At 63.1% G+C, this 19,181-nt stretch carries 20 protein-coding genes; 10 read left to right on the top strand and 10 right to left on the bottom strand.

Features of this window, described 5'->3' with window-relative positions; all coding sequences use genetic code 11:
- Nucleotides 1–6: 6 nt before the first annotated feature.
- The 3 genes from ffh to SJ05684_RS15690 form a co-directional block, all read right to left on the bottom strand.
- Nucleotides 7–1,581, bottom strand: a complete 1,575-nt coding sequence (gene ffh, locus SJ05684_RS15700; protein ID WP_034852799.1) for a signal recognition particle protein — start codon at nucleotides 1,579–1,581, stop codon at nucleotides 7–9.
- Nucleotides 1,582–1,839: 258 nt separating this feature from the next.
- The gene (locus tag SJ05684_RS15695; protein WP_034852801.1) at nucleotides 1,840–2,490 is read right to left on the bottom strand and encodes a cysteine hydrolase family protein; all 651 of its coding nucleotides are present in this window, start codon (nucleotides 2,488–2,490) and stop codon (nucleotides 1,840–1,842) included.
- Entirely contained in the window at nucleotides 2,487–2,927 is a 441-nt protein-coding gene (locus SJ05684_RS15690) for a MarR family winged helix-turn-helix transcriptional regulator (protein ID WP_244426599.1), read from the bottom strand. The genes SJ05684_RS15695 and SJ05684_RS15690 overlap by 4 nt, the downstream gene beginning before the upstream one ends.
- 252 nt (nucleotides 2,928–3,179) lie before the next feature.
- Here SJ05684_RS15690 and SJ05684_RS15685 point away from each other — a divergent pair, with 252 nt between their 5' ends.
- The 6 genes from SJ05684_RS15685 (at nucleotide 3,180) to SJ05684_RS15660 (ending at nucleotide 9,585) form a co-directional block, all read left to right on the top strand.
- On the top strand, nucleotides 3,180–4,190 hold the full coding sequence (locus SJ05684_RS15685) for an MBL fold metallo-hydrolase (protein ID WP_034852803.1): 1,011 nt from the start codon (nucleotides 3,180–3,182) through the stop codon (nucleotides 4,188–4,190).
- Nucleotides 4,191–4,288: 98 nt separating this feature from the next.
- Nucleotides 4,289–5,194 carry a diaminopimelate epimerase gene (gene dapF, locus SJ05684_RS15680; protein ID WP_034852866.1) on the top strand — a complete coding sequence of 302 codons (906 nt, stop codon included), beginning with the start codon at nucleotides 4,289–4,291 and terminating at the stop codon, nucleotides 5,192–5,194.
- Nucleotides 5,191–6,465, top strand: coding sequence for a tRNA (N(6)-L-threonylcarbamoyladenosine(37)-C(2))-methylthiotransferase MtaB (gene mtaB, locus SJ05684_RS15675; RefSeq protein ID WP_034852806.1), 1,275 nt, complete (start codon nucleotides 5,191–5,193; stop codon nucleotides 6,463–6,465). The genes dapF and mtaB overlap by 4 nt, the downstream gene beginning before the upstream one ends.
- Nucleotides 6,466–6,480: 15 nt before the next feature.
- Complete coding sequence (gene ftsY, locus SJ05684_RS15670) at nucleotides 6,481–8,208, top strand: signal recognition particle-docking protein FtsY (protein ID WP_034852807.1); 1,728 nt, start codon at nucleotides 6,481–6,483, stop codon at nucleotides 8,206–8,208.
- Between the two features lie 157 nt (nucleotides 8,209–8,365).
- On the top strand, nucleotides 8,366–8,998 hold the full coding sequence (locus SJ05684_RS15665) for a septation protein A (protein WP_034852808.1): 633 nt from the start codon (nucleotides 8,366–8,368) through the stop codon (nucleotides 8,996–8,998).
- Nucleotides 8,995–9,585 carry a DUF2585 domain-containing protein gene (locus tag SJ05684_RS15660; protein WP_034852809.1) on the top strand — a complete coding sequence of 197 codons (591 nt, stop codon included), beginning with the start codon at nucleotides 8,995–8,997 and terminating at the stop codon, nucleotides 9,583–9,585. The genes SJ05684_RS15665 and SJ05684_RS15660 overlap by 4 nt, the downstream gene beginning before the upstream one ends.
- 41 nt (nucleotides 9,586–9,626) lie before the next feature.
- On the opposite strand, the gene SJ05684_RS15655 is transcribed toward SJ05684_RS15660, so the two are convergent.
- The 5 genes from SJ05684_RS15655 to ccmA form a co-directional block, all read right to left on the bottom strand.
- Nucleotides 9,627–10,238, bottom strand: a complete 612-nt coding sequence (locus SJ05684_RS15655; RefSeq protein ID WP_034852810.1) for a DsbE family thiol:disulfide interchange protein — start codon at nucleotides 10,236–10,238, stop codon at nucleotides 9,627–9,629.
- A complete protein-coding gene (gene ccmD, locus SJ05684_RS15650) occupies nucleotides 10,235–10,411 on the bottom strand; it encodes a heme exporter protein CcmD (protein ID WP_083846077.1) in 177 nt (58 codons plus the stop codon). The genes SJ05684_RS15655 and ccmD overlap by 4 nt, the downstream gene beginning before the upstream one ends.
- Nucleotides 10,408–11,178, bottom strand: a complete 771-nt coding sequence (locus SJ05684_RS15645) for a heme ABC transporter permease (RefSeq protein WP_034852811.1) — start codon at nucleotides 11,176–11,178, stop codon at nucleotides 10,408–10,410. The genes ccmD and SJ05684_RS15645 overlap by 4 nt, the downstream gene beginning before the upstream one ends.
- Before the next feature lie 230 nt (nucleotides 11,179–11,408).
- A complete protein-coding gene (ccmB, locus tag SJ05684_RS15640; RefSeq protein ID WP_034852812.1) occupies nucleotides 11,409–12,068 on the bottom strand; it encodes a heme exporter protein CcmB in 660 nt (219 codons plus the stop codon).
- Entirely contained in the window at nucleotides 12,065–12,688 is a 624-nt protein-coding gene (gene ccmA, locus SJ05684_RS15635; RefSeq protein ID WP_034852814.1) for a heme ABC exporter ATP-binding protein CcmA, read from the bottom strand. The genes ccmB and ccmA overlap by 4 nt, the downstream gene beginning before the upstream one ends.
- On the opposite strand from ccmA, the gene SJ05684_RS29695 reads away from it, so the two are divergent.
- From SJ05684_RS29695 to SJ05684_RS15620, 4 genes are all read left to right on the top strand, one after another.
- Nucleotides 12,687–12,842 carry a hypothetical protein gene (locus tag SJ05684_RS29695; RefSeq protein WP_157211951.1) on the top strand — a complete coding sequence of 52 codons (156 nt, stop codon included), beginning with the start codon at nucleotides 12,687–12,689 and terminating at the stop codon, nucleotides 12,840–12,842. The genes ccmA and SJ05684_RS29695 overlap by 2 nt on opposite strands.
- Nucleotides 12,843–12,956: 114 nt before the next feature.
- Entirely contained in the window at nucleotides 12,957–15,650 is a 2,694-nt protein-coding gene (gene acnA / locus SJ05684_RS15630; RefSeq protein ID WP_034852816.1) for an aconitate hydratase AcnA, read from the top strand.
- Between the two features lie 214 nt (nucleotides 15,651–15,864).
- Nucleotides 15,865–16,638, top strand: a complete 774-nt coding sequence (locus tag SJ05684_RS15625; RefSeq protein ID WP_034852818.1) for a DUF1223 domain-containing protein — start codon at nucleotides 15,865–15,867, stop codon at nucleotides 16,636–16,638.
- A gap of 441 nt (nucleotides 16,639–17,079) precedes the next feature.
- Nucleotides 17,080–17,487 (top strand): DUF2794 domain-containing protein, encoded by a 408-nt coding sequence (locus SJ05684_RS15620; RefSeq protein WP_034852870.1) that lies wholly within the window; start codon nucleotides 17,080–17,082, stop codon nucleotides 17,485–17,487.
- Between the two features lie 104 nt (nucleotides 17,488–17,591).
- Here SJ05684_RS15620 and SJ05684_RS15615 read toward each other — a convergent pair whose 3' ends face one another.
- Entirely contained in the window at nucleotides 17,592–18,155 is a 564-nt protein-coding gene (locus SJ05684_RS15615; RefSeq protein ID WP_034852872.1) for a GNAT family N-acetyltransferase, read from the bottom strand.
- A gap of 173 nt (nucleotides 18,156–18,328) precedes the next feature.
- Nucleotides 18,329–19,066, bottom strand: coding sequence for a Bax inhibitor-1/YccA family protein (locus SJ05684_RS15610; protein WP_034852820.1), 738 nt, complete (start codon nucleotides 19,064–19,066; stop codon nucleotides 18,329–18,331).
- Nucleotides 19,067–19,181: the final 115 nt, after the last annotated feature.

The raw sequence follows: 19,181 nt of genomic DNA, 5'->3' as shown, positions 1-19,181 counted from the left end.
CGATCCTCACTTCTTCTTCGGCAGGCCGGGAAGGCCCGGGAAACCGCCGAGACCCGGCAGCTTGGTGCCGCCCAAACCTGGCAATCCTTGGCCCGGCAAGCCGCCGCCAAGCCCGGGCACACTGCCCGGCTTGCCGAGGCCGGCGGCTTCCGCCTGCTTCTGCAGCGCTTCGAGCTGTTTCGGGTCGAGCTTTGAGAGATCGGGCATGCCGCCGCTCAAACCCCCAAGACCCATCTTGTTGGCAAGGCCGCCCATCATCTGCTTCATCATGCCGCCTTTGCCCTTGCCGCCCATCATCTTCATCATGTCCGCCATCTGGCGGTGCATTTTCAGAAGCTTGTTGATGTCGGAGGCATCGGTGCCGGAGCCGCTGGCGATGCGCTTTTTGCGCGAATGCTTGAGGATGTCCGGATTGGCTCGCTCGGCCTTCGTCATCGAGGAGATGATGGCGAGCTGGCGCTTGAACAGGGAATCATCGAGGCCGGCGGCGGCCATCTTGTCCTTCATGCCGGCCATGCCCGGCATCAGGCCCATGATGCCGCCCATGCCGCCCATCTTCTGCATCTGGCGCAACTGATCGGCGAGGTCGTTGAGATCGAACTTGCCCTTGGCCATCTTGGCGGCCATGGCGGCCGCCTTCTCCGTGTCGATGTTCTCCGCGGCCCTCTCGACCAGCGAGACGATGTCGCCCATGCCGAGGATGCGGTCGGCGACGCGGCGGGGATGGAACTCCTCGAGTTCATCCATCTTCTCGCCGACGCCGATGAGCTTGATCGGCTTTCCGGTGACGGCGCGCATCGACAAAGCCGCGCCGCCGCGGCCGTCGCCGTCCATGCGGGTCAAGACCAGGCCTGTGATGCCGACGCGTTCGTCGAAGTTTCGGGCGAGATTGACGGCGTCCTGGCCGGTGAGCGCGTCGGCGACGAGCAAGATCTCGTGGGGATTGGACTTCCGCTTGATCTCCGCCATCTCGATCATCAGCGGCTCGTCGATGTGGGTGCGGCCGGCGGTGTCGAGGATGACGAGGTCATGGCCGCCGAGCTTCGCCGCCTGCACGGCCCGGGCGGCGATATCGGTCGGCGACTGGCCGGCGATGATCGGCAGCGTGTCGATTCCGGTCTGGACGCCGAGCTGGCGCAATTGTTCCTGGGCGGCCGGGCGACGGGTGTCGAGCGAGGCCATCAGGACCTTCTTCTTCTCGCGCGCCGTCAGCCGCTTGGCGATCTTGCCGGTCGTCGTCGTCTTGCCCGAGCCCTGCAGGCCGACCATCATGATGACAACGGGGGCGGGTGCGTTGAGGTCGATCGTCACTCCTTCCGAGCCGAGCATGGCGACAAGCTCGTCATGGACGATCTTGACGACCATCTGGCCGGGCTTGATCGACTTCAGGATTTCCGCGCCGACCGCCTTCTCGCGCACCTTTTCGGTGAAGGAGCGCACGACGTCGAGGGCGACGTCAGCTTCGAGCAGCGCACGGCGAACCTCCCGTAGCGCCGCGGAAACGTCAGCTTCCGACAGGGCGCCGCGGCCGGTCAGTCCATTCAATATGGAACCAAGGCGGTCCTGCAGGCTCTCGAACATATTCTCTTCCTTCTGGCTTCCAGTTGACCTTCAAGGCTCGCCGGAAACGTGGGGTCCCTCGCGCGGAAAACAAGGCGCAAAGCCAAAAACCACCCGAGGGCGCGACGCGCTGTCGGATGTTGACCTCCGGGCTCTCTTTATACCTTTGCGGGGCCCGGTCGGCGGCTTCGAAGTCATCACTTGCGAAGGATTTCGCCGGGATAAACAGGAAAGCGGGCGAAAAGTCAAGGAGCGGAGGCAGAACCGGAGTGCCAGGCTTCAAATCAGGACGGCGCCGCGGCCTTTGAGCGCCGCGACATGCTTGCCCCAATCAGCCTGATCCCGGCTCAGCACCGCGTCCTCGACGATTTCCACCCGATAGCCGCGATTGAGCGCGCCGTTGGCGGTGGCCTGTACGCAATAGGAGCCGTCGAGTCCGGTGAGGAGGAGAGTTCCGATTTGCTTCTCCGCCAGATAGCCTTCCAGCTCCGGCGACGAAAAGCTGTCGCTGCGCGTCTTCAGCACGTCGAAATCCGGCTCGACCGGCAGTGTCATGAGACCGAGGCCGCTGGAGCCGGGAATGCCGCGCCCCTCACCGAAAAGGCGGATCATCAGCCGGATGAGTGGCGCGCGATAGACATGGCGAATGGCGATCACGGGGATTTCCGCCTTCTTCGCCTTGATAGCCATGATGTCGATCGCCTCGATACGGGCCTTCAAGTAGGCCTCGTCCCAGCCGTATCGCCCGCCGACCGACGTAAAATCCTCCTGCATGTCGATGATGATGAGCGCCAGATTTGGCCGCTGGGAGAAATCGATGCGCTCGCCGGCGGTCGGCATGTAGGCCAGCTTGAGTTCGCGTCTCAATTCGAGGACCAAAAGCACCGCGAGGACGGCGATCGCCGCGAGCGCCCAGAGAAGCGGCGTCACAATTTCTCCTCCCTCCCATCATTGGCCTCCACGAGCGACTCGAAGGCGGAGTCGACTCGCATCATAACCCGGAGCGCCACGACCACGTCGGTCTCGTTGATGTCGCCCAGCATCGCATGCAGCATCTCGAGCTCGCGGCGATGAATGGCCCCGAACAGATCCCGGCCGGCGGCAGCCGGCGCGCAGAAATGGGCCCTGCGGTGCTCGGGATTGGGTGTCTTTTCGACCAGGCCTTTCGACACGAGCCCTGTGGCGATGCGCTGGACGAACTGCCGCTTCATTGAGAGTTGCCTTGCCGCTTCCGGAACCGTCAGCGGCTTTTCACAGAGGAGCTCCAGGACGGGGCGCTCGGCGACGCTTATTCCCGGCCCCTGCAGCAGTTTCTCCATGGTCCGGCTGACATTGAGATGGACTGGGCGGATGAGCCTGATCGCCATGTTCCTGTCTGTCGAGTCGGACCAGCATCGGCGTATGGTAGCAATCGAGTTGACATCTTCAAGAATTTCTTTACGCCCGTTCAGCACCCCGACATCATGGATGTTTTAGATCGAATCGACCTAAGAACATCGGGACCGTTTCTAAGAAGTTTGCCTAGGATACGGGCGGAAAACCGCACATACTCTCTTCATCCAGCGCTGGGATGGGCGAGGGTCGTTTCCTATCTTTCCCATCATGCAGTCGAGGCAGCGATGAGGAAGAACGTCAATCCCTATTACAGCGGCCCCGTATCGGACCATTTCGACGGCGTTCGCTTTTTCAATCCCGACGGCTTCCCGCCGCGCGGTCTGGCGGACCTGTTTCGCTGGCAGCTCGGCGGCAGGCGCGTGCAATGGCCGGGGCGTTACGACAGTCCCTTCCGCCCGGCGAAGCCGGATACTGCCGTTGATGGCGACCGTCTGCGCGTGACCATGGTCGGTCACGCGACGCTCCTGATCCAGGTGGCGAGCCTCAATATCCTGACCGATCCGGTCTGGTCGCGCCGCGCCAGCCCCTTCGCCTTTGCCGGTCCCCAACGCCGCAATGCGCCAGGTATTCTGATGAACGACCTGCCGCCGATCGACATCGTACTCGTCACCCACAATCACTACGACCATCTCGACCTTGAGACGTTGAGCGCGCTCCACGAAGAGCATGAACCGCATATCGTCACACCGCTCGGCAACGACACGATCATCCGCCGTGGCGTGCCGAATGCGCGGATATCCGTCCTCGATTGGGGCGATCGGCTCGACCTCGACGACGACATCGTCATTCATGCGGAACCCTGCCACCATTGGTCCGCACGCCGCACGAGCGACCGGCGCATGGCGCTCTGGGCCGCCTTCGTCGTCGAGACTCCGGCCGGCAAGATCTATCACATCGGCGATACCGGCTTTCACGGCGGGACCAATTACCGGGCGGCGCGGGAGAAGCACGGAGCTTTCCGCCTCGCCAACCTGCCTTTCGGCTGCTACGAACCGCGCTGGTTCATGGAAGGCCAGCACCAGAATCCGGAAGAGGCGGTAATGGGTATGCTCGCCTGCGGCGCCGGGCACGTGGCCGGACACCATTGGGGCACCTTCCGGCTGACCAATGAAGGGATCGAGGATCCGCTGAGAGCCCTCGAGGCTGCACTCGACAAGGCCGGCATCGAAGGGGCCCGGTTCAGGGCGTTGCGCCCGGGCGAGGTCTTCGACGTGCCTCATGCGCCGGCCGCATGAGAACGACGCCGGCACTGGTAATTTCCGGGCTTTTCCGCCATATACAGCGCAAATGAAGGGCGCCTCCCGGTCGGAGGCTAGGTTTGGACAATCGCGACATGGCCGATCAGGTGCAATTTGCCAGGATGAACGGACTTGGAAACAAGATCCTGGTGGTCGACATGCGTGGCCGAAAGGATCGCGTCGCGCCGAGGGCCGCAATCGCGCTCAATGCCGATCCGGCGACCCAGTTCGACCAGATCATGGCGATCCACGATCCGAAGGCGGCCGGTACCGATGCCTGGATCGACATCATCAATTCCGACGGCTCGATGGCGCAGGCCTGCGGCAACGGCACGCGCTGCGTCGTGCAGGCGCTCGCCACCGAGACCGGCAAGAAGGCCTTCCTCTTCCACACCGTCGCCGGCCTCCTCGAAGCCGAGGAGCACGAGGACGGCACGATTTCGGTGGACATGGGAAGCCCCCGCTTCGGCTGGAGGGACATCCCACTTGCCGAGGAATTCCACGATACGAGCCGGATCGAGCTGCAGATCGGGCCGATCGACGATCCGGTGCTGCATTCGCCATCGGTCGCCTCGATGGGCAATCCGCATGCGATCTTCTGGGTCGAGGACGACGTATGGAGCTATGACCTCGGTCGTTTCGGTCCGCTCCTCGAAAACCATCCGATCTTCCCCGAACGCGCCAATATCTCGATCGCCCATGTCCGCTCTCGCAACGAGATGGACCTGAGGACTTGGGAGCGCGGCACTGGTCTTACGCTCGCCTGCGGCTCGGCCGCCTGCGCCGCCACGGTCAGTGGCGCGAGAACCGGCCGTGCCGATCGGACGGTGACCGTAAACGTCCCCGGAGGACCGCTTCTGATCGAATGGCGGGAAAGCGACGATCACGTGATCATGACCGGGCCGGCCGAATGGGAATGGTCGGGCACACTCGATCCTGCGACCGGCGCCTTTCAGCGCGACGATGCGGCCAACGGCGAAAGCGGAGCCCGAGCGCTTTGAGCGGCGTCGAGGTCATAACCTTCGGTTGCCGGCTGAACACCTATGAATCGGAAGTGATGCGGGCGGAGGCCGAGAAGGCGGGGCTGAATAACGCCATCCTCGTCAACACCTGCGCCGTCACCGGCGAGGCGGTACGCCAGGCGCGCCAGGCGATCCGTCGCGCGCGCCGCCAAAATCCGCATGCCCGCATCATCGTCACCGGCTGTGCCGCCCAGACCGAGAAGGAAACCTTCGCCGAAATGCTGGAGGTCGATGCGGTGCTCGGCAACGAGGAGAAACTCAAGAGCGCCTCCTATCGCTCGCTGCCCGATTTCGGCGTCTCGGCCGAGGAGAAGCTGCGCGTCAACGACATCATGAGCGTACGCGCCACCGCGCCACAGATGGTGAAGCATATAGACGGCCATGTGCGCGCCTTCATCCAGGTGCAGAACGGCTGCGACCATCGCTGTACCTTCTGCATCATTCCCTATGGCCGCGGCAATTCCCGCTCGGTGCCGATGGGTGCGGTCGTCGAACAGGCGCGTCGGCTGGTCGACGGCGGCTATCGGGAAATCGTGCTGACGGGCGTCGACGCCACGAGCTACGGCGCGGACCTGCCCGGGACGCCGACGCTCGGGCTTCTTGCCAAGACCCTGCTGAAGCACGTGCCGGAGATCCTACGCCTCAGGCTTTCCTCCATAGACAGCATCGAGGCGGATCGTCACCTCCTCGACCTGATCGCCGAGGAGCCGCGCTTCATGCCGCACCTGCATCTGTCACTGCAGCATGGCGACGACCTGATCCTGAAGCGGATGAAGCGGCGGCACTCGGGCGCCGATGCACGCGCCTTCTGCGATGAGGTTCGCCGGTTGCGGCCCGAGATCAGCTTCGGCGCGGACATGATCGCCGGCTTTCCGACGGAAACCGAGGAAATGTTCGCCAATGCGGCGCGGCTCACGGAAGAGTGCCGCATCGCGCATTTGCATGTCTTTCCCTATAGCCCGCGCCCCGGTACACCGGCCGCACGCATGCCGCAGCTGGACCGCGCGCTCGTCAAGGAGCGTGCCGCAAGGCTGCGCACGAAGGGGGCCGAGCTTTATACTGCTCATCTCGAACGCATGATCGGCAGCGAGCAGACGATCCTCGTCGAGATGAACGGTCTTGCGCATACGGAGAACTTCACGCTCGTCGACGCTGCCGGGCTCGAGCCGCGATCTCTGACGACGGTCGCGATCACCGGCCATAACGGCAAGCATCTGACGATGCGGCCCAAACAGATGGCTGCGGCCTGATATCTGGATAGTCACATGGCGATTGGTTTCATCAAGAAGATATTCTCCTTCGGCAAGGACGCCGTCGAGGAGACACCTGTGCCGCCGCAGGAGGCTTCGGAAACGGCAGCGGGTGCGGAGAGGGTAGCCCCCCCCGGCCCTTCGGGCCATCTCTCCCACACGGGGGGAGAGGGGGCGGTCGAGGCGGCCACGGAGGGTGATCGAACTGCGGCCGAAGAGGAGATGACTGGCCTAGGCAGTTTCACTGCTCCGCCGGAACCAACCGCATCAGAGGCCGACACGATAAGCGACGATCCAGGGGACGGCGCGGAAACTGCTGCTGCCGATGAAAGTGTCACGGCGAAGGAAGAGGGTGTCCCGCGCGCAATCTCCCCCCTTGTGGGGGAGATGCCCGGCAGGGCAGAGGGGGGTGAACCCCCTTTAGGTCCCGCTGCCCCTCGTGATGAAGACGCCGCCACACCTCCCTCTGTCCCTCCGGGACATCTTCCCCGGGAGGAGGGAGAGCAGCGGGAGATTGTGGCGAGCACCGCGGACGACCGGACCGGCACAAAGGAAGCAGAGGCCGTTCCGGACGTTCTCGCCACCTCGCCCGACACAACCGAAGGCGCCGGTAGGAATGGCGAGGCGAGCGAGAACATCGGTGCGGACGAAATCCCTGGGGTGGAGCAGGAAGGCGCCCCAGCTCTCTCCACCCTTGGGGCAGAGATGCCCGGCCCGGCAGAGGCGGTTGGCGCATCGGCTGAACTCGCCCCAATTCTGCCCAAGGGCTTCGCTAGCGCCGATGAACGCCCGAGGGAAGATGCGGCCGCACCGCAGCCGCAGCTTTCCTGGTACCAACGGCTGCGCCGTGGCCTGGCCCGTACCTCCTCGCAGCTCACGGGACAGATCGCCAGCCTTTTCACCAAGCGCAAGCTCGACGAGGCGACGCTGCAGGATCTCGAAGATCTTTTGATTCAGGCCGATCTCGGCGTCGAGACGGCGATGCGCATCACCGACACGCTCTCCTCGGAGCGCTACGGCAAGGATGTGACCGGCGAGGACGTCTCCCGCATCATGGCGGGCGAGATCACCAAGGTGCTGGGGCCGGTCGCCAAGCCGCTGGAACTCGATCTCAGCCATAAGCCGCATGTGATCCTCGTCGTCGGCGTCAACGGCACCGGCAAGACGACGACCATCGGCAAGCTCGCCGCGAAGCTCTCGGGCGCCGGCCTCAAGGTGATGCTCGCGGCCGGCGACACGTTCCGCGCGGCGGCGATCGAGCAGTTGAAGATCTGGGCGGAACGGACGAAATCCGACATCGTTTCCTCCAAGCTCGGCGCCGATGCGGCGGGCCTCGCCTATGAGGCCTATGAGCGGGCCCGCGAGAAGAAGTCGGATGTGCTGATCATCGACACCGCCGGCCGGCTGCAGAACAAGGCCGAACTGATGGCGGAGCTCGAAAAGATCGTGCGCGTTCTCGGCAAGCTCGATCCAGACGCGCCGCACACGGTGCTGCAGACGCTCGACGCGACGACCGGGCAGAACGCGCTGCAGCAGGTGGAGATCTTCCGAAATGTCGCAGGCGTCAGCGGGCTGATCATGACCAAGCTCGACGGCACGGCGCGTGGCGGCATCCTGGTGGCGATCTCGGCTAAGCACAAGCTGCCGGTCTATTTCATCGGGGTGGGCGAGGGCATCGACGACCTCGAGCCCTTCGAGGCCAAGGACTTCGCCGAGGCGATCGCGGGCCTTGGCGGCGCATAACGGGACGCGAAGCCTTGCAGCGAGAGCATCGGTTGATATGGTTTTGCCGCAATGCTGGTGTTATGAGCTGCCCAAGCGGGGCGCGAAAACGTGTGAAGCGGGTTTCCGCCTACGTCCCGCTCAAACCAGGCGAGAGATGAGAGAACAGGATCCGCACATGTCGACAATCGAGGCCACAAAGCCGCGGACGGAGGTCGGCCCGCTTTTGAAGCTCGTGCTGGAGCTCGGGCCGCTGATGGTCTTCTTCTTCGCCAATTCGCGCGGGGAATGGCTGGCGAGCCGCTTTCCGGTGCTCGGCGAGCTCGGCGGCCCGATCTTCATCGCGACCGGCCTCTTCATGGCGGCGACAGCGGCGGCGCTCATCGCTTCCTGGATCATGACCCGCACGCTGCCGATGATGCCGCTTATCTCCGGGATCGTCGTCTTCGTCTTCGGCGCGCTGACGCTGTGGCTGCAGAATGACACCTTCATCAAGATGAAGCCGACAATCGTCAACACGCTCTTCGGCGCGATCCTGCTCGGCGGGCTTCTCTTCGGCAAGTCACTGCTCGGCTACGTCTTTCATGCCGCCTTCAAGCTTGACGACGACGGCTGGCGCAAGCTGACGATCCGCTGGGGCCTGTTCTTCCTGTTCCTTGCGGTGCTGAACGAGGTCGTCTGGCGCTCCTTCTCGACCGACTTCTGGGTAGCCTTCAAGGTGTGGGGCACGATGCCGATCACCATCCTCTTCACCTTCGCCCAGATGCCGCTGATCATGCGGCATTCGCTGGAACGGGAAAGCGCCGAATGACGCTCGCCGCCGGTACCGGCGACAGAGGCCAGCGCCTATGGATTTGGCTGGCAGCCTGCCTCGGCGTCATTGCCGTACAGATGCTGGTGCAGCACCTGATGGGGCGGCTCTGGATCTGCGAATGCGGCTATGTGAAGCTCTGGGAGGGCGTCGTCAATTCCAGCGGCAATTCCCAGCACGTTTCCGACTGGTACACGCCGTCGCACATCATCCATGGCTTTCTCTTCTACGGCCTCGGTCATCTTCTTCTGCGCGGCAAGCCTATGAGCGCGCGGCTGCTGCTTGCGACAGTGATCGAATCCGCCTGGGAGATCGCCGAGAACACCCCGATGGTGATCAACCGCTATCGCTCGGCGACGATCTCGCTCGACTATTTCGGCGACAGCGTCCTCAATTCGACCATGGACACGCTTGCCATGGCAATGGGCTTCGTCCTCGCCGCGCGGCTGCCGGTGGCGGTGACAATCGCGATTGCAGTCGTGTTCGAACTTTTCACCGGCTGGGTGATCCGCGACAACCTGACGCTCAACGTGCTGATGCTCGTCTGGCCGCTCGATGCGGTGAAGGGGTGGCAGGCGGGGTTTTAACGGCTCCATCGCCGGCCAAGTGCGGCAAACAGCAGCCCGGCTCACGAACCGGCCAATGCCTTCTCGATTGCCGGCAGCAGCCCCTCCCTCAAGGTCCGTTCATCGAAAGGGCCGGCCCGTTTGTAGAGGATCGTGCCGTCTGGGCCGACGAGGAAGGATTCCGGAATGCCATAGACGCCCCAGTCGATCGCTGCCTTGCCGTTCGGATCGGTGCCGATCGCCGAGAAGGGGTTGCCGAGTTCGCCGAGGAATCTCCGCGCATTCTCGTTCCGGTCCTTGTAGTTGATGCCGACCACCGTCAAGCGCGGGTCCTTCGACAATTCGAGGATGATCGGATGTTCCTGGCGGCAGGGTACGCACCAGGAGGCCCAGACATTGACGAGCGTCAGCTTGCCCTCGACCGCGGCATCGGTCAGCGCCGGCATCGGTTCGCCCGACGGCGTCACGGCACCCTCGAGGGGCGGCATGTCGAGCGTCGGCGCCTTGGTGCCGATGAGGGCGGAGGGGATTTCGCTGATGTCCCTGCTGGAATTCAACTGGCTCCAGAAGATCGCAGCAAGGCCCGCAAAGATCAGAAGCGGCAGGGCGGCGAGCAAATAGCGCAGAATGCCCGGCTTGCGCTCGTCCGGCTGCGGTGCAGGCGTGCTCGTCATTTGCTCACTCCACCGGGCGCCTCGGCCGAACGGCGGCGGATGCCGGCGGCCTCGAGTGCCTGCAGCTCGCGCCGGCGGGCGCGGCCGTCGCCGATCACCCAGAGCACCAGCCCGGCAACGGTCGCGGCGGCGACCGCATAGCAGGAAAGGACATAGGCAGCGTGGCTCATCATGGCGCAAGCGTCTCCCGGCCGGCATTACGCGCCGCCTGGCGCCTCAGCGAGGTCACCCGTCGGCGCCAGATCTCGTTGCGCATGGCTGCGATATGCAGCGAGAAGAACAAAAGCGTAAAGGCAATCGCCATCACCATCAGCGGCCACAGGAATTCCGGATCGATGGTCGGCCCGTCAAGGCGCATGACGCTGGCCGGCTGGTGCAGCGTATTCCACCATTCGACCGAGAATTTGATGATCGGTATATTGACGAAGCCGACCAGCACCAGCACGGCCGAGACGCGCGCCGAGCGGGCCGGATCCTCCATGGCCCGGTTGAGCGCGATCAGCCCGAGATACATGAGGAAGAGCACGAAGACGGAGGTGAGCCGCGCGTCCCACACCCACCAGGTGCCCCACATGGGCTTGCCCCAGAGCGAGCCGGTGACGAGCGCCAGGAAGGTGAAGGAGGCGCCGATCGGAGCCGCCGCCTTGGCCGAGACATCGGCAAGCGGATGGCGCCAGACGAGGGTGCCGAGGGCCGAGATCGCCATCACCGTATAGCACATCATCGACAGCCAGGCGGAGGGAACGTGCACATACATGATGCGCACCGTTTCGCCCTGCTGGTAATCCCCCTCGGTCGTGAAGGAGAGCCACAGGCCCGCGGCAAAGGCCAGCACCGTGAGCACGGCAAGCCACGGCAGCACGCGAGCGGCGAGCGCCAGGAACCGGGTCGGATTGGCGAGGTCGCTGAATTTGCGGATGGCCAGGCTGTTTTCGCTCATCACGGCTATTTAACGCGGAAGCATGTCTTCCGCAATTGACCTGCAGCGCCGCGTGTCCTTTAGACGCGCAAAGGTCGCTGCAGCACTTTCAACCGCTGCAAATCTTATACTGGGATCGAAGTCAATCTAAGGAATTATGCAGTCGTCAATCACAACTGCATTAGTCGCGGCCATGGTCGTTCGGTTACACTTCTATAGCAAGGCCGTGGCTCGCTTTCAGGCGAAGAATCTCAATCGGCCGAATGCCGAAGCGCCGCGGCGGCGGCGACCGGCCCGATCACCGCAAAGAAGAGGGTGATCGCCATCAAGATCAGGAAAGGCGGCAGGAAGGGGGCGGGATCCTCGATCGCCGCGTAAACCGCGCTGACGCCGAAGATCAGCACGGGCACCGCGAGCGGCAGCACGAGGATCGAGACGAGCAGGCCGCCGCGCGGCAGCGCCACGGCAACTGCGGCGCCGACCGCGCCAATGAAGGTAATCGCCGGCGTGCCCGCTAAGAGCGTGACCATGGTGGCGCCGATCGCGAGTTCGTTCATGTTCATGAACAGGCCGAGAAAGGGAGAGGCAACCACCAGCGGCAGGCCGGTTGCCGCCCAATGGGCGGCGCATTTCACGAAGACGGTCAGGAGGAGCGGCGTCTCCTGCATCAAAAGAAGGTCGAGCGAGCCGTCCTCGCGCTCCGCCTGAAAAAGCCGGTCGAGGCCGAGCAGCGAGGCAAGCAGCGCGCCGATCCAGAGAATGGCCGGGCCGATGCGCGCGAGCAGATTGAGATCGGGTCCGACGCCGAAGGGAATGACGGAAACGACCGTCATGAAGAAGAGCACGCCAATCATCGCGCCGCCGCCGGCGCGCACCGAAAGTTTCAGGTCGCGGAAGAAAAGTGCGATCAATGGACGAACCCCGTCATCCGCAGGGCCTGCGTGCGGCCGATGCCGAGCGGCTGGTGGGTTGCGGCAATCACGATGCCGCCGCGCTCGAGGTGGGCGGCGACCAGACCGGAAAAGAGCCTGTCGGCCCCGACATCAAGTGCCGCGGTCGGTTCATCGAGGATCCAGATCGGTCGGTAGGCGACGAGGAGCTTCGCCATCGCCATGCGCCGTTGCTGGCCGGCCGAGAGATAGCCGAATGGCAGATGCGTGATGCCGGCAAGGCCGACGGCTTCGGCCGCCGCGGCAAGCTCGATTCCGGAGCCGCCGGGAGAATCACCCAGAAACCGCCGCCAAAAGGAAAGATTTTCCTCGACAGTCAGCTCCCGCTTCATCGCATTGCGATGGCCGAGATAATGGCTGACCTCGCGCGGATGCTCGAAACCGGCAGGCGCGTCCTCAAGAAGAAGGCTGCCCGATTCGGCCGCCAGCAGGCCCGCCAGAACGCGCAGCAAAGTCGATTTTCCGGAGCCGTTCGGACCCGTCACGATGAGCGCCTCACCGGCTGCGAGCGCAAAGGAAATATCGTTAAAAATCAGTTCCTCGCCACGCCTTGCACTCAAGCATTCCACCAGCAGGCGCATGAATTCCCAGCTTTCCTCGACGCTCTTGCCGCAGGGCAAAAAAAGTTTCGTTTGGACCTTGGTTGGTCTGGCACGATTTGGAGAAATTATCTATAAGGCGGCCAACACGCCAGCGGTCGGCGTGAATTTCATCCAAGCGCCGAACATGGAATGACATTCCACGTACGGACAGCGGAAATGGCCGCACCCGCATCCCATTTCGCGCTTCACAGGCGCTCGGGCGTTCGTACGTCAGCTTTTGGCGATCAGACGGAACGGGGTATTTCCAGTGTCCAAATCCCTAGACAGTTTCAATTGTCGCTCCACGCTCGCGGTCAATGGCGTGGATTATGTCTATTACAGCCTTCCGAAGGCGGAGGCGAACGGCCTTGTCGGCGTTTCGAAGCTTCCCTATTCGATGAAAGTGCTGCTGGAAAACCTGCTGCGCAATGAGGATGGCCGTTCCGTCACCAAGCAGGACATCGAAAACGTCGCCGCCTGGCTCAGCGATAAGGGCACGGCCGAAAACGAGATCGCCTACCGGCCGGCGCGCGTGCTGATGCAGGATTTCACCGGGGTCCCCGCGGTCGTCGACCTCGCGGCCATGCGCGACGCCATGGTTTCGCTCGGCGGCGATCCGGAAAAGATCAACCCGCTCGTTCCCGTCGACCTCGTCATCGACCACTCGGTCATCGTCGACGAATTCGGTACGCCCACGGCCTTTGCCCGCAACGTCGAACTCGAATATCAGCGAAACGGCGAGCGGTACCGCTTCCTCAAATGGGGCCAACAGGCGTTCAAGAACTTCCGCGTCGTGCCGCCCGGCACCGGCATCTGTCATCAGGTGAACCTCGAATATCTGGGCCAGACCGTCTGGATCAAGGAAGAGGACGGCGCGACGATCGCCTATCCGGACACCTGCGTCGGCACCGACAGCCACACGACCATGATCAACGGCCTCGGCGTGCTTGGCTGGGGCGTCGGCGGCATCGAAGCGGAAGCGGCGATGCTCGGCCAGCCGGTGTCGATGCTGCTGCCGGAAGTCATCGGCTTCAAGCTCACCGGCAAGCTCAAGGAAGGCGTGACGGCGACCGACCTCGTGCTCACCGTCGTGCAGATGCTGCGCAAGAAGGGCGTGGTCTCGAAATTCGTAGAATTCTTCGGCCCGGGCCTCGACAACATGACGCTCGCCGACCGCGCGACGATCGGCAACATGGGCCCGGAATACGGCGCCACCTGCGGCTTCTTCCCGGTCGATGCCGAGACGATCAATTATCTCACCATGTCCGGCCGTGAAGAAAGCCGCATCGCACTCGTCGAAGCCTATTCCAAGGCGCAGGGCATGTGGCGCGAGGGTGACGGCTCCGACCTCGTCTTCACCGACACGCTCGAGCTCGACCTTGGCGACGTCGTGCCGTCCATGGCCGGTCCGAAGCGCCCTGAAGGCCGCATCGCGCTCGAGAACATCGCCTCCGGTTTCGCGACTGCGCTCGAAAACGACTACAAGAAGCCCGCCCAGCTTTCGAACCGCTATACCGTCGAAGGCACGGATTTCGACCTTGGTCATGGGGACGTCGCGATCGCAGCGATCACCTCCTGCACCAACACCTCGAACCCGTCCGTGCTGATCGCCGCCGGCCTGCTTGCCCGCAATGCCGTCGCCAAAGGCCTGAAGACCAAGCCCTGGGTCAAGACCTCGCTCGCGCCCGGATCGCAGGTCGTCGGCGAATATCTCGAAAAATCGGGCCTGCAGAAGGACCTCGACGCGCTGGGCTTCAACCTCGTCGGCTTCGGCTGCACCACCTGTATCGGCAATTCCGGCCCGCTGCCGACGGAGATCTCCAAGACGATCAACGACAAGGGCCTGATCGCCGCCGGCGTTCTCTCCGGCAACCGCAACTTCGAGGGCCGCATCTCGCCGGACGTCCAGGCGAACTACCTCGCCTCGCCGCCGCTCGTGGTCGCCTATGCGCTCGCCGGCTCCGTGCAGAAGGATCTGACCAAGGATCCGGTCGGCGAAGACAAGGACGGCAAACCGGTCTACCTCAAGGACATCTGGCCGACCTCGCAGGAGATCCAGGAGTTCATCTTGAAGTATGTGACGCGCGAGCTCTACGCGACCAAATACGCCGACGTCTTCAAGGGCGACGAGAACTGGCAGTCCGTGCAGGTTCCGGCCGGGCAGACCTATGCCTGGGACGAGGCCTCGACCTATGTCCAGAACCCGCCCTACTTCGTCGGCATGGGCAAGTCGGGCGCCGGCATTTCCGACATCAAGGGGGCACGCGTTCTCGGCCTCTTCGGCGACAAGATCACCACCGACCACATTTCACCGGCCGGTTCGATCAAGGCCGCCTCGCCGGCGGGTGCCTATCTGCTCGGACACGGCGTCACCGTCGCCGACTTCAACCAGTACGGCACGCGCCGCGGCAATCATGAGGTGATGATGCGCGGCACCTTCGCCAATATCCGCATCCGCAACCACATGCTTGGCCCGAACGGCAAGGAAGGCGGCTATACGATCCACTATCCCTCCAAGGAGGAGATGTCGATCTATGACGCGGCGATGAAGTACAAGGAAGAGGGCGTTCCGCTCGTCATCTTCGCCGGTGTCGAATACGGCAACGGTTCCTCGCGCGACTGGGCGGCCAAGGGCACCAACCTGCTCGGCGTCAAGGCCGTGATCGCGCAGTCCTTCGAGCGTATCCATCGCTCCAACCTCGTCGGCATGGGCGTCGTCCCTTTCGTCTTCGAGGAGGGCATGACCTGGGAGTCGCTAGCCCTGAAGGGCGACGAGGTGGTGACGATCGACAACCTCACCAACGTGCAGCCGCGCGAGAAGCGCATCGCCAAGATCACCTATGGCGACGGCTCGGTGAAGGAAGTTCCGCTCATCTGCCGTATCGATACGCTGGACGAGGTCACTTACGTCAACAATGGCGGCATCCTGCAGACGGTTCTGCGCGATCTGGCTGCTGCATAGGGAGAAACGTCGACCAAAGCCGGGGCGTCAGCCGACGTCCCGGCTTTTTCCTGCGCCGGGGATGGAGAAAAGGCAGGCGATCCCGCAAATTTCCGGCGCTGGTTCCCGAACTTTGCGGATGGTCACTCCAACGTGACTTTCTGTTGACGGCGGGCCGTCGTATGTAAGGTCAGGCCTTTAAAGGGAACATGAGCGCCGATCGCAAAGTGAAGCAATGACATTCGCCTTTAGACCAATGATCCGCCATCTCGTCCTGACGTTAGGATTTTTCGGCGCCTTGAGCGGCGCGGCTGCGGCGGACGACGGCAAGGCGATCAAGGGCGTCGTCGAGCTTTTCACCAGTCAGGGCTGCTCATCCTGTCCGCCGGCGGACGCGGCGTTGAAGACGCTGATCGACGAGGGCGAGGTCGTGGCGCTCGCCTATCACGTCGATTACTGGAACTATCTCGGCTGGGCGGACACGCTCGCCTCCAAGGAAAACACCGATCGCCAATATGCCTATGCCCGGATGCTCGGCCGTAACGGCGTCTATACGCCCCAGGCAGTCCTGAACGGCCGAGACCATATGAACGGCTCCGACCTGCAGGCGATCAGGAGCAGGCTTGAGACGATGCGCGCCGCTGGCAAAGGGCTTGCGGTGCCGGTAGAGGCGGCGATGGCCGGCGACGGCATCTCGATCCGGATCGGTGCCGGCGACGGCAAGGCGAATGTCCTCGTGGTCTATTTCGATCGGGCCCGGGTGGTCAATGTCGAACGGGGCGAGAACAAGGGCAAACGCATCGCCTATTGGCATGCGGTGCGGGACGTCCAGACGATCGGCCTATGGGACGGCAAGCCGACCCAGTTTACCCTGCCGGCCTCGGTCTTGCTCGAAGGGCGCGGCAATAGCGGCTGCGCTATCCTGCTGCAATCGATGAAGGACAAGGAGACGCCCGGCCCGATCATTGGCGCGGCGACCGTTCTCGCCGGACCGCAGGGCAAGCTTTAGCGCATCGGTCCGAAAGCACGATGCAATTGAAAGCCTACAGCGACCTCTTTGCGTCCTGAAGCACGTGCGGCGCTGTGGGCGGCGCATCTTCGCAGCAGCCGCTTGATGAGTGGTAAGATGCGAAGGGAGGCGCTCGTAAATCGAGACGTAGGGGGTGGTTCGGCCCGGCAGCATCGAGGGGCTGGGGCTGAGGGTTCGAAGTTACCGGACCGAACCGGCCATGCCTGCGTTCGGGAACCTCCCGCAGCATGACAACCTGTCCGGACAAACGGTGGCAACGACTCTGTCCGGCAGCGAACGGAGTTTTGCGGTGAATTGGGGCGGCGATTTGACTGAATTGCGGCAAGGGTAAGAATTGCCGGCATTAATCAACAGCATCCCGCTTGCTTTTCGGCTCGTGTCAGGCACACTGTCATGGTCCTGTCACATCAGAAGGCCGAAATGCCGATGAGCGATCAACCGGATTTGGCGCGAGGCGAACCGCGTCACCAGGGCCAGACCACGGATGTGGTCGTTGATCTTCACGAATACAAGAAAGCCAAAAACCCGCCTCCCGTCACGTTTCACCGCCGCGAGCTGGACCAGATACTCAAGGTCTATGGTCGCATGGTGGGCGAGGGCGAATGGCGCGACTACGCGATCGACCATACGAAGGACTGCGCCGTCTTCGCAGTGTTCAAGCGCACCGGAGAGGTGCCGCTCTACCGGATCGAAAAGAACCCGAAACTCGCCGCCAAACAGGGAGCCTACAGCGTCGCAAGCGCCAACGGCATGGTCTTGAAGCGCGGCCACGATCTCGCCCAGGTGCTCAAGGTCTTCGACAAAGTATTGAAGCTCGTCGAGACCTGAACGCTGTCGGTACAGGCGGTCCTCCGCCTTCGATGTCCGTCATCCGCCGGCCCCCCTCTCCCCAAGTAAAGAGAAGCTCAAGGGGAGGGGCAACCTCAGCGCATTTATGGCGCGTTGCGATAGAGCGTGTCCGGATAGACGCCCTCCGTCGGCGGTGTATCCATCCCCTCGCCGAGCGGTCTTTGCATGATGGCCGTATCCAGCCAGCGGCCGTGCTTGAAGCCGGTCGCCTTCATCAGCCCCTGATGCTCGAAGCCAACGGCCCTGTGGAGTGCGATCGACGAAGGATGCGCGCCGCCGATCACGGCCACCATCTGGCGGAAGCCGAGGGCGGTACACCGGCTCACCAGTTCCTCGAGCAGAGCCCTGCCGATGCCTTTTCCCCGGGCCACGGGCGCGAGGTATACGGAATCCTCCACCAGGAACCGATAGGCGGTGCGGGTTCGGAAGGCGGAGGCATAGGCATAGCCGAGGACCACACCGCGTTCGTCGAGGGCGGCGAGGTAAGGATAGCCGCTGCCGGTGATGGTCGTGAGGCGAAGCATCATTTCGGCCTCGGTCGGCGGCGTCACCTCATAGGTCGCGACACCGTTGAGGACGGACTCGCGATAGATCTCGGTGATTGCTGGAAGGTCGGCGGCGGCAGCATCGCGGAGGGTGAACATCATGGCAGTTTTTGTCGTTTGATCGCCCACAGCGCCGTCATCCATTTGGAGACGCACAACGGCAGCTGCAGCAAGTTGATTTCTGCTGCATCGCACGGAATGCCCGAGCCGATCAAGGCAGATCGGCTCAACAAAAAAGGCGGCCGGAGCCGCCTTTTCGTCATATGTGTCGCTGGCTACTCGTTCCTGTTGCCAAGGAACTGCAGCAGGAACATGAACAGGTTGATGAAGTCGAGATAGAGCGTCAGAGCGCCCATGATCGCCTTGCGACCGGCAACCGCGACGTCGTCGGCTTCAAAGTACATTTCCTTGATCTTCTGCGTGTCGTAGGCAGTCAGGCCGGCGAAGACCAGGACGCCGATCACCGAGATGGCGAAGCCAAGCGCCGAAGAGGCGAGGAAGATGTTGACGATCGACGCGATGATCAGGCCGAAAAGACCCATGATCAGGAACGTGCCGAAGCCCGACAGATCCTTCTTCGTCGTATAGCCGTAGAGCGAGAGGGCGCCAAACGAGGCAGCCGTCACGAAGAACGTCTGCACGATGCTCTGACCGGTGAAGACCAGGAAGATCGAGGACAACGAAAGGCCCATCAGCGCCGCATAGACCCAAAAGGTCGTCTGGGCGGCCGAAACGCTCATCTTATGGATGCGGAAGCTCATAAAGAAGACCAGCGCCAGCGGTGCCAGCATTACGACCCACCGGAGCGGCGAAGCGTAGATAAGCTGGGCGAAAGCCGGATTGGAGGCGGCAAGCGCATAGGTTCCGTAAGCTGCCACGCCAGTGATGGCCAGGCCAAGCGCCATCAGATTGTAGACCTTCAGCATGTAAGCGCGAAGGCCCTCATCGATCACGGCACCCGCCTGAGCGCCAGCGGGCGACATCCGGGTTTGGTAGTTTCTCAGATCAGCCATTGTTTCCTCATTTAAGCCCCGGTTGAAGTGACGGTGTCGGGCGTCGGTCCATTGACGCGCCCAGGCGCCGCTGCGGGGCTCCAGCATGCCTGCCGAGAAATATGATGTTGAAACG

The sequence above is a fragment of the Sinorhizobium sojae CCBAU 05684 genome (assembly GCF_002288525.1).
Classification (GTDB): Bacteria; Pseudomonadota; Alphaproteobacteria; order Rhizobiales; family Rhizobiaceae; genus Sinorhizobium; species Sinorhizobium sojae.
This window is presented reverse-complemented; position numbering and strand designations above follow the sequence as displayed.

Bases quoted from the DNA above. Each gene is read 5' to 3' on its own strand.
- dapF (WP_034852866.1), top strand. From the start codon at position 4,289: ATGGCCGATCAGGTGCAATTTGCCAGGATGAACGGACTTGGAAACAAG.
- SJ05684_RS29695 (WP_157211951.1), top strand. From the start codon at position 12,687: ATGAATTCCCAGCTTTCCTCGACGCTCTTGCCGCAGGGCAAAAAAAGT.
- ccmD (WP_083846077.1), bottom strand. From the start codon at position 10,411: ATGATGAGCCACGCTGCCTATGTCCTTTCCTGCTATGCGGTCGCCGCC.
- ftsY (WP_034852807.1), top strand. From the start codon at position 6,481: ATGGCGATTGGTTTCATCAAGAAGATATTCTCCTTCGGCAAGGACGCC.
- SJ05684_RS15620 (WP_034852870.1), top strand. From the start codon at position 17,080: ATGCCGATGAGCGATCAACCGGATTTGGCGCGAGGCGAACCGCGTCAC.
- SJ05684_RS15625 (WP_034852818.1), top strand. From the start codon at position 15,865: ATGACATTCGCCTTTAGACCAATGATCCGCCATCTCGTCCTGACGTTA.
- SJ05684_RS15660 (WP_034852809.1), top strand. From the start codon at position 8,995: ATGACGCTCGCCGCCGGTACCGGCGACAGAGGCCAGCGCCTATGGATT.
- SJ05684_RS15655 (WP_034852810.1), bottom strand. From the start codon at position 10,238: ATGACGAGCACGCCTGCACCGCAGCCGGACGAGCGCAAGCCGGGCATT.
- SJ05684_RS15685 (WP_034852803.1), top strand. From the start codon at position 3,180: ATGAGGAAGAACGTCAATCCCTATTACAGCGGCCCCGTATCGGACCAT.
- ccmA (WP_034852814.1), bottom strand. From the start codon at position 12,688: ATGCGCCTGCTGGTGGAATGCTTGAGTGCAAGGCGTGGCGAGGAACTG.
- SJ05684_RS15615 (WP_034852872.1), bottom strand. From the start codon at position 18,155: ATGATGTTCACCCTCCGCGATGCTGCCGCCGCCGACCTTCCAGCAATC.
- ffh (WP_034852799.1), bottom strand. From the start codon at position 1,581: ATGTTCGAGAGCCTGCAGGACCGCCTTGGTTCCATATTGAATGGACTG.
- SJ05684_RS15690 (WP_244426599.1), bottom strand. From the start codon at position 2,927: ATGGCGATCAGGCTCATCCGCCCAGTCCATCTCAATGTCAGCCGGACC.
- SJ05684_RS15645 (WP_034852811.1), bottom strand. From the start codon at position 11,178: ATGAGCGAAAACAGCCTGGCCATCCGCAAATTCAGCGACCTCGCCAAT.
- SJ05684_RS15610 (WP_034852820.1), bottom strand. From the start codon at position 19,066: ATGGCTGATCTGAGAAACTACCAAACCCGGATGTCGCCCGCTGGCGCT.
- SJ05684_RS15665 (WP_034852808.1), top strand. From the start codon at position 8,366: ATGTCGACAATCGAGGCCACAAAGCCGCGGACGGAGGTCGGCCCGCTT.